Source organism: Pseudomonas faucium, assembly GCF_021602585.1.
GTDB classification, from domain to species: domain Bacteria; phylum Pseudomonadota; class Gammaproteobacteria; order Pseudomonadales; family Pseudomonadaceae; genus Aquipseudomonas; species Aquipseudomonas faucium.
Window position 1 is genome coordinate 23,473 of record NZ_BQIP01000003.1, and the last position, 12,463, is coordinate 35,935.

The window sequence follows — 12,463 nt, forward strand, 5'->3', positions numbered from 1 at the left end:
GTTCATGGGCCTGGTTGCCGCGATCCGGCAGCGGGCCCACCTGAAAATCTTAAAACCGTCACCCGCGGTTTCCTGGCCGTCACCCGGCCGGCGAAATGCAAATCAGGTTTTTAGGAGCGCTGTAATGCCTGAGATCTACCATTTCTTCCAACAACTGGTTAATGGATTGACCATCGGCAGCACCTATGCCTTGATCGCCATCGGCTACACGATGGTGTACGGCATCATTGGCATGATCAACTTCGCCCACGGCGAGGTTTACATGATCGGATCCTACGTGGCCTTCATCGCCCTGGCGGGCCTGGCCATGATGGGTATCCACTCGCTGCCGATCCTGATGACCGTTGCCTTCGTCGCGACGATCTTCGTCACCAGTGCCTATGGCTACAGCATCGAACGGGTTGCCTACCGCCCCCTGCGCAACAGCAACCGTCTGATCCCGCTGATTTCCGCCATCGGCATGTCGATCTTCCTGCAGAACACTGTCTTGCTGTCGCAGGACTCCAAGGACAAATCCATCCCCAACCTGATCCCCGGGAGCTTCTCCTTCGGGCCAGGCGGTGCTGAAGAAGTACTGATCAGCTACATGCAAGTCCTGGTGTTCGTGGTCACCCTGGTGGCCATGACCCTGCTCACCCTGTTCATCTCCCGTTCCCGCCTGGGGCGCGCCTGCCGCGCCTGCGCCGAGGACATCAAGATGGCCAACCTGCTGGGCATCAACACCAACAACATCATCGCCCTGACCTTCGTCATCGGTGCTGCCCTGGCAGCCGTGGCGGCCGTGCTGCTGAGCATGCAGTACGGGGTCATCAACCCCAACGCCGGTTTCCTGGTGGGCCTGAAGGCCTTCACCGCGGCGGTGCTGGGTGGCATCGGCAGCATCCCGGGCGCGATGCTCGGCGGGCTGGTGCTGGGCGTGGCCGAGGCCTTCGGCGCCGACATCTTCGGCGACCAGTACAAGGACGTGGTGGCATTCGGCCTGTTGGTTCTTGTCTTGCTGTTCCGGCCGACCGGCATCCTCGGCCGCCCGGAGGTTGAAAAAGTATGAACAGAAATCTCAAACAGGCGTTTTTCGCCGCCTTGCTGGTATGGGCCGTGGCCTTCCCGGTGCTGGGCCTGAAACTGAGCATCGACGGCATCAGCCTGTCGGTCCACAGCCAGGGTTCGTTCACCATCAGCATCATCGCCGTGTGTTCGGTGCTGATGTTCCTGCGCGTGCTGTTCGACAAGCAGTGGAGTTCGGTGATGGGCCGCCGTTCGGATCGCAAGCTGATCCCGCCGGCAGTCAGCAACTACCTCACCCTGCCCAAGACCCAGCGCTACATCATCATCGGCCTGATCGCCGCTGCCCTGGTGTGGCCGTTCTTCGGCTCGCGCGGGGCGGTCGACATCGCCACGCTGATCCTGATCTACGTGCTGCTGGGCCTTGGCCTGAACATCGTGGTGGGCCTGGCCGGCCTGCTCGACCTGGGGTATGTGGGCTTCTATGCGGTCGGTGCCTACAGCTATGCGATGCTCTCGCACTACCTGGGCTGGAGCTTCTGGGTCTGCCTGCCGATCGCCGGCCTGATGGCCGCCACCTTCGGCTTCTTGCTCGGCTTCCCGGTGCTGCGCCTGCGCGGTGACTACCTGGCGATCGTGACGCTCGGCTTCGGCGAGATCATCCGCCTGTTCCTGCGTAACCTCACCGACTGGACCGGCGGCCCGAACGGCATCAGCAACATCCCCAAGCCGGAGTTCTTCGGCCTGACCTTCGAACGCCGTGCGGCCGAGGGGATGCAGACCTTCCATGAGTTCTTCGGGCTGGAATACAACTCGATCAACAAGGTCATCTTCCTCTACCTGGTAGCCCTGCTGCTGGCCCTGCTGGCGCTGTTCGTCATCAACCGCCTGCTGCGCATGCCGATCGGCCGCGCCTGGGAAGCCCTGCGCGAAGACGAGATCGCCTGCCGCGCGCTGGGCCTGAACCCGACCGTGATCAAGCTATCGGCCTTCACCCTGGGCGCCTGCTTCGCGGGCTTCGCCGGCAGCTTCTTCGCCGCGCGCCAGGGCCTGGTGACACCGGAGTCGTTCACCTTCATCGAGTCGGCGATCATCCTCGCCATCGTCGTGCTCGGCGGCATGGGCTCACAACTGGGCGTGATTCTCGCGGCCATCGTGATGATCCTGCTGCCCGAGCTGATGCGTGAGTTCAGCGAATACCGGATGCTGATGTTCGGTGCGCTGATGGTGTTGATGATGATCTGGCGTCCGCAAGGCCTGCTGCCTATGCAACGTCCACACATGGAGCTGCGTCGATGAGCCGCGAAATTCTGCAAGTCAGCGGCCTGAGCATGCGCTTCGGCGGCTTGTTGGCGGTCAACGGCGTGGCCCTGACCGTCAAGGAAAAACAGGTGGTGGCGCTGATCGGCCCGAACGGCGCCGGCAAGACCACGGTGTTCAACTGCCTCACCGGCTTCTACAAGCCCAGCGGCGGCACCATCCTGCTCGACGGCCAGCCGATCCAGGGCCTGGCCGGCCACCAGATCGCCCGCAAGGGCGTGGTGCGGACCTTCCAGAACGTGCGCCTGTTCAAGGAAATGACCGCGCTGGAGAACCTGCTGATCGCCCAGCACCGCCACCTCAACACCAACTTCTTCGCCGGCCTGTTCAAGACCCCGAGCTTCCGCCGCAGCGAGAAGGAGGCCATGGAGCGTGCGCAGTACTGGCTGGAGAAGGTCAACCTGACCGAGTTCGCCAACCGCACCGCCGGCACCCTCGCCTACGGCCAGCAGCGCCGCCTGGAAATCGCCCGCTGCATGATGACCCAGCCGCGCATCATCATGCTCGACGAACCGGCTGCCGGCCTGAACCCCAAGGAGACCGAAGACCTCAAGGCGCTGATCGCCTACCTGCGCGAGTCGCACAACGTCACCGTGCTGCTGATCGAGCACGACATGAAGCTGGTGATGAGCATTTCCGACCACATCGTCGTGATCAACCAGGGCACGCCCCTGGCCCACGGCACGCCGGAGGAGATCCGCGACAACCCTGACGTGATCAAAGCCTACCTGGGGGAAGCGTAAATGCTGAAGTTCGAGAACGTTTCCACCTTCTACGGCAAGATCCAGGCGCTGCACAGCGTCAACGTGGAAATCAACCAGGGCGAGATCGTCACCCTGATCGGTGCCAACGGCGCCGGCAAGTCGACCCTGCTGATGACCCTGTGCGGCTCGCCGCAGGCGCACAGTGGCAGCATCAAGTACCTGGGTGAAGAGCTGGTCGGCCAGCCTTCCTCGCACATCATGCGCAAGAGCATCGCGGTGGTGCCGGAAGGCCGCCGCGTGTTCGCCCGCCTGACCGTCGAGGAAAACCTGGCCATGGGTGGCTTCTTCACCGACAAGGGCGACTATCAGGCGCAGCTGGACAAGGTGCTGCAGCTGTTTCCGCGCCTGAAGGAGCGTTACATCCAGCGTGGCGGCACCATGTCCGGCGGCGAGCAGCAGATGCTGGCCATCGGCCGGGCGCTGATGAGCAAGCCCAAGCTGTTGCTGCTCGACGAGCCTTCGCTGGGGCTGGCGCCGATCATCATCCAGCAGATCTTCGATATCATCGAACAGCTGCGCCGCGATGGCGTGACGGTGTTCCTGGTGGAGCAGAACGCCAACCAGGCGCTGAAGATCGCCGACCGGGCCTATGTGCTGGAGAACGGACGGGTGGTGATGCAGGGCACGGGCGAGGCCTTGCTGACCGACCCGAAAGTGCGCGACGCCTACCTGGGCGGTTGATTGGGAAAAGGGCCTTCGGGCCCTTTTTTCTGCCTGTACCGGCCCCATCGCTGGCAAGCCAGCGCACGCCTCCTGTGGGAGCTGGCTTGCCAGCGATGGGGCCGGTACAGGCACTACGCAGCTCTTGTTAACCTCGCCCAGCCTGAGTAACGTGGCCAGCTCTTTGGCAAACGATTCCCGGAGCCCGCCCGATGCGCCTCACCCCCACCCTGCTGCTCACCGCCCTGCTGCCCCTGTTCGCCGGTTGCCAGCTGCTGGCCGAGCAACCTCGCGACCCGAACATCGGCACCACGCGCATGCAGGGCGAACTCAGTGCAGGCGGCGGCCAGCTGCTGTTCAAGCCCTGCGGCGAGGCCCGCCACTTCGTCGTGCGCGACGCCAGCGGCACCGCCATCCTGCAGGAAGCCTCGAACCTGGCCCGCGACGCCAACGACAAACTGTTCGCCGACGTGCGCGGCCGCCTCACCGGCAGCAAGCAGGCCAACAACGATGGCCAGCTCGAAGTCAGCCGCCTGTACCGCCTGGAGCCTTCCACCCGCGCCTGCGATGACCCCAACTTCAAGCAGCTGACCCTGCGCGCCAGCGGCCACGAGCCGGAGTGGGATATCAAGGCCAGCGGCAAGGGCATGGTGCTCAACCGCATCGGCAAAGAGCCGCTGCCGCTGCCGTTTCTCGAAGAAGAAGTGCCTGGCGGCGGCCTGACCCTGACCAGCGAAGCCAACGGCCAGCACGTGGAACTGTGGGTCGCACCGCAGCGTTGCACCGACAGCGCCACCGGCGCCGTGCGCCACCTGCGCGCCGAATTGCGCATCGATGGCCAGACCCTCAACGGTTGCGGCTACTACGGCGGCGCGCGCGACAACTGATCGCCGGGTGCTTTTATCCTGCCAGTCGGGGCGGCTAACAGCTTATACTTGGCGGTTTGTGTAAAGCCGCCGGCCGCCCATGGCCGGGATACTGGACCCTGCCATGCTACGAATCACCGAACTCAAGCTGCCCCTGGACCACCCCGATGAAGCGCTGCGCGAGGCCATCGTCGAGCGCCTGGGCATCCGCGACGAGCAATTGCTCAGCTTCAACCTGTTCAAGCGCAGCTACGATGCGCGCAAGAAGAACAGCGAGCTGCTGTTCATCTACACCATCGACCTTGAAGCGAGCAACGAAGCCGAACTGCTGAGCAAGTTCGCCGACGACCGCAACATCGGTGTCGCGCCAGACGTCAGCTACAAGTTCGTCGGCCACGCCCCGCAAGGCCTCCAAGAGCGTCCGATCGTGGTCGGCTTCGGCCCCTGCGGCATCTTCGCTGGCCTCTTGCTGGCGCAGATGGGCTTCAAGCCGATCATCCTCGAGCGCGGCAAGGAAGTGCGCCAGCGCACCAAGGACACCTGGGGCCTGTGGCGCAAGAGCGTGCTCAACCCCGAGTCCAACGTGCAGTTCGGCGAAGGCGGCGCCGGGACCTTCTCCGACGGCAAGCTCTATAGCCAGATCAAGGACCCTCAGCACCACGGCCGCAAGGTCCTGGAAGAGTTCGTCAAGGCCGGCGCGCCGGACGAAATCCTCTACATCAACAAACCGCACATCGGCACCTTCCGCCTGACCGGCATGGTCGAGCAGATGCGCCAGGACATGATCGCCATGGGCGCCGAAGTGCGCTTCCAGGAGAAGGTCAGCGACCTGCTGATCGAAGATGGCCAGCTGACCGGCGTGGTGCTCGAGAGCGGCGAACAGCTGCACTCGCGCCATGTGGTCCTGGCCCTGGGCCACAGTGCCCGCGACACCTTCCGCATGCTCCACGCCAAGGGCGTGTACATGGAGGCCAAGCCGTTCTCCGTCGGTTTCCGCATCGAACACCCGCAGACGCTGATCGACAAGGCGCGCCTGGGCAAGTACGCCGGCCACCCGAAACTGGGCGCGGCCGACTACAAGCTGGTGTACCACGCCAAGAACGGCCGCTCGGTGTACAGCTTCTGCATGTGCCCGGGGGGCACGGTGGTCGCGGCCACCAGCGAACCGGGCCGGGTGGTGACCAACGGCATGAGCCAGTACTCGCGCAACGAGCGCAACGCCAACTCCGGCATCGTGGTGGGGATCGACCCCGAGCGCGACTACCCGGGTGGCCCGCTGGCCGGGATCGAGCTGCAGGAGCGCCTGGAAGCCCACGCCTATGTGATGGGCGGCAGCAACTACCAGGCACCGGCGCAGCTGGTCGGCGACTTCGTCGCTGGCAAGCCATCCACGGCCCTGGGCAGCGTCGAGCCTTCGTACAAGCCGGGCGTGACCCTGGGCGACCTCGCCCCGAGCCTGCCGGACTTCGCCATCGAAGCGATCCGCGAGGCGCTGCCGGCGTTCGATCGGCAGATCAAGGGCTACAACCTGCATGACGCGGTGCTGACCGGCATCGAGACGCGCACCTCTTCACCGCTGCGCATCACCCGTGGCGAGGATTACCAGAGCCTGAACCTCAAGGGGCTGTTCCCGGCGGGTGAAGGTGCGGGGTATGCCGGCGGGATTCTTTCGGCGGGTGTCGACGGTATCCGCATTGCCGAGGCAGTCGCGCGCGACATGCTCGGGTTGTAACTGCACCGCCGATGGGCCGTGACAGGCCCAACAAAAAACCCCGAACAGGCCAGGCCCGTTCGGGGTTTTGCTTTTCTGCAGCGATCAGTGAGTGACGCGGCTGGTACCGTCGACAGTCATGATGCGCACGCGCTCGCCAACGCGGAAGATTTCGTTCTGCTGCACGGCCTGCACATAGGCGCGCATGCTGCCGTCGTCTTCACGCACGGTGATTTCCACACCCTGGGTGCGGGTCAGGCCTTCTTCGGCGGCGGAACCGGCCAGGCCACCGGCCACGGCACCGATCACCGCGGCGACGATGCTGCCACGGCCACCACCCACGGCGCTGCCGGCGACGCCGCCGACGATGGCGCCAGCACCACCGCCGATTGGCGTCTTGGTGCCTTCGATCTTGACCGGGCGCAGGGATTCGATGGTACCCATGCGCACGGTCTGCACGCGGCGGGCCTCATCACGGGAGTAGCTGTCGCCAGTCAGGCTCGAGGCACAGCCCCCCAGCAACAGCGACATGGTGGTGAAGGTCGCCACCAGCAAAGCGGATTTACGCATGGGTAAGTCTCCATAAATTTCAGGTGTCCATTAGACGCCGCACCCAGGCAACTGTCACGACACTGAGGTAACAAATTTATTTTCATTCAGCACCGGTACAGCTAGCACAGGCTATCCCCCAGGCCTTGAATGTCAGACCAAGAATAGCCATGGATTACTGCATCGTCGTGCGCGAGGCCAGTGCGGCCCTGGACGGGTAAGGTATGAAAAGGGCCGCAATGCGGCCCCCAGAGGTTTCAGGGTGCCAGCCGCTCGCGCAGCCATTGCCCATCGACCAGGCGATAGTTCAAGCGGTCATGCAGCCGGCTGGCGCGGCCTTGCCAGAACTCGATGCGCTCGGGCAGCAGGCGGTAGCCCCCCCAATGCTCGGGGCAATGGGGTTGGCTGTCGGAGAAACGCGCCTCGGTCGCCTTCACCAACCCTTCCAGCTCTTCGCGGCCGGCAATCACCCGGCTCTGTGGCGACGCCCAGGCGCCCAGGCGGCTGCCCAGTGGGCGCACCTGGTAGTAGTCGTCCGACTCCTTGGCCGTGACCTTCTCCACCCGCCCCTCGATCCGCACCTGGCGCTCCAGCGCCGGCCAGAAGAAGGTCATGGCGGCGAAAGGGTTGGCCAGCAGCTGCTGGCCCTTGGCACTTTCGTAGTTGGTGAAGAAGGTGAACCCGCGCTCATCGAGCCCCTTGAGCAGCAGTACGCGGCAATGGGGGCGGCCTTCGCCATCGACAGTGGCGATGGTCATGGCATTGGCCTCCACCGGTGGCTGCTCGGTTTTCACCGCATCGGCAAACCACTGGTGAAACAGAGCGAACGGCTCACCCGGCGCCTGGGCTTCGGCCAGGCCATCACGGGTGTAGTCGCGGCGCATATCGGCCAGGGATTGGGTCATGGCTGCGTTTCCTTGACGATCAGTTGGTCTTCGCAGGGCTGTTGGCGGCTACCTTCTTGTCATCGGCAGCTTTCTTGGCGACGGGCTTGGCAGCAGGCTTGGCCGGCGCGGCTTTCTTCTTCGCGGTGGCCTTGGCTGCAGGCTTGGCTGCGGCTTTCTTCGAGGCTGGCTTGGCAGCGGCCTTGGCGGCGGGTTTGCTTTCCACAGCCTTGGCAGCCGGCGCCTTGGCATCCTGCACGGCAACCATGGCGGCCGGGCTCGGTGCCGGCGCGGCCTGCTGGTACTTGGCCAGCAGCGCGACCATGGTGTTCTGCGGGGTCAGCAGCATTTCAACGCGGCGGTTGAGGGCACGGCCTTCCGGGCTGTCGTTGGCGGCGCGGGGCATTTCTGCGCCCATGCCTTTGAGGGTCAGGCGGTCACGCTGCAGGCCGCTCAGGCGGAAAATCGCCGAAACCGAGGCGGCGCGCTCCAGGCTCAGCTTCTGGTTGGCAGCTGCCACGCCACTGCTGTCGGCATGGCCGAGTACCAGCACTGCAGTCTTGGTGTCGCCTTCGACGGTCTTGGCCACCCGGGTGATCGGGCCCAGGCTCATCGGCAGCAGCATGTTCGGGCGATCCGGGTTGTACGAACCGTCGACAGGGATGGTCACCGCCAGCACGTTGTCGCGGCGCTCCAGTTGCAGTTTGCTGTCCTTGATGGCTTCGCGCAGCTTCGGCTCGTACTCGTCGAGCCAGGCCTGGGTGGCCTTCTGGTCGATCTTCGGTACCACCGGGCCCTTGGCCTGCTTGTCGTCACCACCGAATGGCCACCACCAGCGGCTGGCGCTTTCCGATTTGGCATCGGCCTTGGCGACATTCTCGTTGACGGCCTGCTTCACTTCCTGCTCGGCAACCTTGTCCGAACCGAAGGGCCACCAGCTGCTGGTCTCGCCCATGGAGGTATCCTGGGAGTGGCTGGCGCAGCCGGTCATGGCGGCCATGCACAGGGCGAGTGCTAAGGTTTTATGTGAAGACATCAGCGATACACCATGAATTAGAAAGAGTTTTTGCCAACGCACTACAGGCATTGGCATTCAGGATAGACAAAGGGTGCGAGCAATACCCGCGTTACCCGATCAAAGGCACGTACCCAGCACCCGGACCAGCTGCTGGGCCCTTGGGTCCATGAGCACGTATGGGCCCAGGGTGTTGACCACGAAACCGAAGGCCACATCGTGCTCGGGGTCGGCGAAACCGACCGAGCCGCCAGCGCCTGGGTGGCCGAAGGCACGGGCGCCGAGGCCGAAGGTGGCGTTGGCCACATCGGGCTGGTCGAGCATGCAACCCAGGCCGAAACGGGTCTGCGTGAGCAGGGTACGGTCCTCGCCCAGGCTGTGTTCGCGGGTCAGCTCGTCGAGCAGTTCGGATTCCAGCAGGCTGCCGTCCAGCAGGCCGGCATAGAAGCCGGCCAGGCTGCGGGCATTGCCGTGGCCGTTGGCCGCAGGCTGTTGCATGCGCCGCCACTCGGGTTTGTTGGTGCTGGTGAGGATCGCCGGCGGATTGGTGAAGGCGCGGGTAGACAGCGCTTGCGGCTCACGCATGGTCACCTGCAGCAGGCGCTGGGCCGCCGCATCGCCGGCATTGCCCTTGCCACGGGCGATATGCGCCACGCGATGGAATTCTTCGTCCGCCAGGCCGACATGGAAGTCCAGCCCCAGCGGGCGGGCGGTGCGGGCGACAATCGATTCACCCGGGCCACGGCCATCGGCGCGGCGGATCAGCTCGCCAATCAGCCAGCCGTAGGTGATGGCGGCGTAGCCATGCTCGGTACCCGGCGTCCACCAGGGCGTTTCGGCGGCCAGGGCATCGACCATCGCTTGCCAGTCGTACAACGCCTCTGCCGGCAGCAACTCGCGGATGGCCGGCAAGCCGGCGCGGTGGCTGAGCAACTGGCGCAGGGTGATGTTCTGCTTGCCGGCCTGGGCAAACTCGGGCCAGTAACGCGCCACCGGAACATCCAGGGCCAGCTTGCCCTCGCCCACCAGTTGCAGGGCGGTTACGGCCGTGAAGGTCTTGGTGCAGGAAAACAGGTTGGCGATGGTGTCGCTGTGCCAGGCCTGCTGGCCGTCCTTGTCGGCGCTGCCTGCCCACAGGTCGATCACGGTTTCGCCACCGACCTGGATGCACAGCGCCGCACCGCGCTCCTGGGGATCATCGAACAATGCCGCGAATGCTTCGCGCACCGCCTCGAACTTCAGCTCATAGTGACCCTGGATCTGCACCCGCCTGTTCTCCGTACGACCTGGCTGGAAAAGGCGTGCATTGTTTCAGTAGTTAAGGGTTTTGCCTACTGGGCAGGGCCAGATGGTATTGCGGAATATTTTCCTCAATAGGGCGCGCCGGCTCATGGCGCCGGGTTCTCAAGCTGGCTGCGCAACTGGGCCACGGCTGCCTGGTTGCTCTTGCGCACGGCCTCGACAAACCCGGCATAAGGCACGTCGGTGATCGCCACCAGCCCCAGGTGGCCATTTTCGCCATCGAGCAAGCGGCCGCTGGCCGGCTGGTCGAGGTACTGGAACCAATGCGCGCCGACGATCATCGGCTGGGCCAGCGCCGCCTTGAGGAAGGTGCCGTAGGCCGGCCCGCGGTCTTCCTCGCGCGCCACTTCCACTGGCCCTGGCCAGAATGGCCCGCGATCGCGGGAGCCGAACTGGAATTCGGACACCAGCACCGGTTTGTCCAGCTCGGCCAGGCGGCTGAAGTCGTAGCCATCTTCTGGCTTGAGGGTATAGAAGTTGAAGCTCAGCACATCGCAGAACTCCGCGCAGGCCTTGACCGCCTCGGGCGTGCTGACGGCGTAGCGGCCACCCAGCAGCAGGTGGTTGGGGGCATGCCACTTCAGCGAGTCGGCAATGGTCTTGAAGTAGGTTTGCGCGAACACCTGCTGGAAATACTGGTAATCCCGTTCGATTTCCGGGTGTTCGGGGCTCGGCAGCGGCGCCTCGAAGCCCGGGTCTTCCATCAGTTCCCAGGCCTGCAGGTCGATGCCCCAGGCCTTGGACAAGCCTTCCTGGTTGCGGTACTTGTCGCGCAACTGCTTGAGGAACGCGCGCTTGGCCGGTACGTCGGTGGTCAGGCGCAGGGTGCCGTAGGCCAGGCCATAGCGCGCCTTGGGGTCGTTGCCCGGCGCCGCCCAGGCCAGTTCGTTGTCGGCGAAGTAGCCAATCAGCCAGGGGTCGTCACGGTGGTCGCGGGCGGCGATGGCCACGGCGCGCTCGGTGGCCATGGCAAAGCGTGGGTCGAACGGGTCAGGCATGCGGCCCCACCAGTCCATGCCCGTGCTGATGCTGGCATAGTCGCCGACGATCGACAGCGGCAAGGTGTAGGGCACGCGCTTGGCCTGGGCCAACGCCGGGTCACTCCAGTTGCCCAGGGTGTTGAAGCCCCAGGCCTGCAGGCGATCGAGGGTGTGGGCCTGCCAGCGGCTGTTGTCCAGTGCCAGTGGCGGGCATTCGGCAGTCGGCTGCCCCTCCACCGGCGCGCACGGCTTGCCGTAGGTACGCTGGATATTGGCGGCATAGAAGTCGAACCAACGCCCCTGCTTGAAGCCGCGCCCCTGTGACGATGCGTTGCCATCGTCGTTGTTGCCCTCGCCATAGAAGGCTGCCAGCGCCTCGCCCTGCCCTGGCAAGGCCGCGAACATGCCCTCGCGACCGGCAACGTAGGTACGCCCGCCATCGGCGGCCACGGCATTCACGCCCAGGGAATAGAACGGGTGCCCTTCCGGCGTCACCAGGTACCAGCGGCCATCACGTTTTTCGGTGCGGAAGAAGCCCTTGGCTTCGAACCCAGGCCCTGCCAGCACACCACCGTAGGTATCCAGCCCTTGCTTGGCGCGTTCGGCCAGCCAGCCCTTGAGTTGCTGCTGCTCGCGGGTGTCGGCGGCCTTGAGCTGATCGTCGCTGACGATTCTCTCGGGCCAGCGGCCACGGGTGGACTGGCCGTAGGCATCGATCAGCTCGTGGTAGGCCGCCTTGTAGGCCAGGTCGTCATCCTGGATACCGACCTTCTCGATCAGCAAGTTCTGCGCAACCTTCGGCGCCGGAATGCTCAGGCTGACGGACACCACCTGCTTGAGGTCGATCTCGCCCGCACTGCTGGTCAACAACAGCCGCTGGCCCTGATACACCCAGGGCATCGGCGGCCCGGCACGCATGCCCTGGCTCAGCGGCGAGGTGGCCTTGAGCGGCACCATGACGGTTTGCGCAGGCCCTGCCGGCAGGTCGATGCGGCTGGTCAGGGTACGGCCGTCGCTGCCCAGCACGGTGACATCGACGGTCAACGCCCAATCCATGGCACTTTGCAGGCGCAAGGTGAGGAACTGCCCGGCAGACCAGTCCCACACCCCCGCCTGCGGGCTCAGGCGCAGGGTTGGCCGTTCGACCGGGTTGAACACCACACGCCGCAACACCTCGCCTTCACTGGTTTGCTCCGCATTGTACTGGGGCATGCCAGTGCCATCGGTGGCCACCGCGACCACCGAGGCCGGGCGCACGAAGCTGAACAGCGTCTGCTGGCCAGCCAGCAGCGGCGTGCTGAGCAACAGGGTAAGGACTGCGGGCAAGGTGCGACGGATCATAGGGCTCAGGCTCTCCTTTCAGGCCCGCTCGGGCCCGCGACTGAGGGGTGGACAACGGGCCGCAGCAGC

The 12,463-nt window shown here is 64.9% G+C and carries 11 protein-coding genes; 6 read left to right on the forward strand and 5 right to left on the reverse strand.

Going from position 1 to position 12,463, the window contains the following annotated elements:
* Nucleotides 1-124: 124 nt before the first annotated feature.
* The 6 genes from livH (at nt 125) to L6D75_RS04965 (ending at nt 6,344) form a co-directional block, all read left to right on the forward strand.
* The gene (livH, locus tag L6D75_RS04940) at nt 125-1,048 is read left to right on the forward strand and encodes a high-affinity branched-chain amino acid ABC transporter permease LivH (protein ID WP_003254876.1); all 924 of its coding nucleotides are present in this window, start codon (nt 125-127) and stop codon (nt 1,046-1,048) included.
* The gene (locus tag L6D75_RS04945) at nt 1,045-2,301 is read left to right on the forward strand and encodes a high-affinity branched-chain amino acid ABC transporter permease LivM (protein ID WP_176511527.1); all 1,257 of its coding nucleotides are present in this window, start codon (nt 1,045-1,047) and stop codon (nt 2,299-2,301) included. Before livH ends, L6D75_RS04945 begins: the two co-directional genes overlap by 4 nt.
* On the forward strand, nt 2,298-3,065 hold the full coding sequence (gene livG, locus L6D75_RS04950) for a high-affinity branched-chain amino acid ABC transporter ATP-binding protein LivG (protein WP_003254878.1): 768 nt from the start codon (nt 2,298-2,300) through the stop codon (nt 3,063-3,065). The genes L6D75_RS04945 and livG overlap by 4 nt, the downstream gene beginning before the upstream one ends.
* Nucleotides 3,066-3,767, forward strand: a complete 702-nt coding sequence (locus L6D75_RS04955; protein WP_176511526.1) for an ABC transporter ATP-binding protein — start codon at nt 3,066-3,068, stop codon at nt 3,765-3,767. It begins immediately after the preceding gene.
* 191 nt (nt 3,768-3,958) lie between these two features.
* Entirely contained in the window at nt 3,959-4,633 is a 675-nt protein-coding gene (locus L6D75_RS04960) for a COG3650 family protein (protein WP_236193438.1), read from the forward strand.
* A gap of 103 nt (nt 4,634-4,736) precedes the next feature.
* A complete protein-coding gene (locus tag L6D75_RS04965) occupies nt 4,737-6,344 on the forward strand; it encodes an NAD(P)/FAD-dependent oxidoreductase (RefSeq protein WP_176517957.1) in 1,608 nt (535 codons plus the stop codon).
* Nucleotides 6,345-6,428: 84 nt separating this feature from the next.
* On the opposite strand, the gene L6D75_RS04970 is transcribed toward L6D75_RS04965, so the two are convergent.
* From L6D75_RS04970 to L6D75_RS04990, 5 genes are all read right to left on the reverse strand, one after another.
* Nucleotides 6,429-6,893: an outer membrane lipoprotein gene (locus L6D75_RS04970; protein WP_054899480.1), complete on the reverse strand. Its 465-nt coding sequence runs from the start codon at nt 6,891-6,893 to the stop codon at nt 6,429-6,431.
* 236 nt (nt 6,894-7,129) lie between these two features.
* The gene (gene pdxH, locus L6D75_RS04975; protein ID WP_176517956.1) at nt 7,130-7,777 is read right to left on the reverse strand and encodes a pyridoxamine 5'-phosphate oxidase; all 648 of its coding nucleotides are present in this window, start codon (nt 7,775-7,777) and stop codon (nt 7,130-7,132) included.
* A gap of 19 nt (nt 7,778-7,796) precedes the next feature.
* Nucleotides 7,797-8,792: an OmpA family protein gene (locus L6D75_RS04980; RefSeq protein WP_176517955.1), complete on the reverse strand. Its 996-nt coding sequence runs from the start codon at nt 8,790-8,792 to the stop codon at nt 7,797-7,799.
* Between the two features lie 99 nt (nt 8,793-8,891).
* Nucleotides 8,892-10,037 carry a serine hydrolase domain-containing protein gene (locus L6D75_RS04985; protein ID WP_176517954.1) on the reverse strand — a complete coding sequence of 382 codons (1,146 nt, stop codon included), beginning with the start codon at nt 10,035-10,037 and terminating at the stop codon, nt 8,892-8,894.
* 122 nt (nt 10,038-10,159) lie between these two features.
* A complete protein-coding gene (locus L6D75_RS04990) occupies nt 10,160-12,394 on the reverse strand; it encodes a beta-galactosidase (RefSeq protein WP_176517953.1) in 2,235 nt (744 codons plus the stop codon).
* Nucleotides 12,395-12,463 lie beyond the last annotated feature (69 nt).

Coding starts and splice junctions, on each gene's coding strand:
- L6D75_RS04980 (WP_176517955.1), bottom strand. CDS start 8,792: ATGTCTTCACATAAAACCTTAGCACTCGCCCTGTGCATGGCCGCCATG.
- L6D75_RS04960 (WP_236193438.1), top strand. CDS start 3,959: ATGCGCCTCACCCCCACCCTGCTGCTCACCGCCCTGCTGCCCCTGTTC.
- livG (WP_003254878.1), top strand. CDS start 2,298: ATGAGCCGCGAAATTCTGCAAGTCAGCGGCCTGAGCATGCGCTTCGGC.
- L6D75_RS04970 (WP_054899480.1), bottom strand. CDS start 6,893: ATGCGTAAATCCGCTTTGCTGGTGGCGACCTTCACCACCATGTCGCTG.
- L6D75_RS04945 (WP_176511527.1), top strand. CDS start 1,045: ATGAACAGAAATCTCAAACAGGCGTTTTTCGCCGCCTTGCTGGTATGG.
- L6D75_RS04955 (WP_176511526.1), top strand. CDS start 3,066: ATGCTGAAGTTCGAGAACGTTTCCACCTTCTACGGCAAGATCCAGGCG.
- L6D75_RS04965 (WP_176517957.1), top strand. CDS start 4,737: ATGCTACGAATCACCGAACTCAAGCTGCCCCTGGACCACCCCGATGAA.
- pdxH (WP_176517956.1), bottom strand. CDS start 7,777: ATGACCCAATCCCTGGCCGATATGCGCCGCGACTACACCCGTGATGGC.
- livH (WP_003254876.1), top strand. CDS start 125: ATGCCTGAGATCTACCATTTCTTCCAACAACTGGTTAATGGATTGACC.
- L6D75_RS04990 (WP_176517953.1), bottom strand. CDS start 12,394: ATGATCCGTCGCACCTTGCCCGCAGTCCTTACCCTGTTGCTCAGCACG.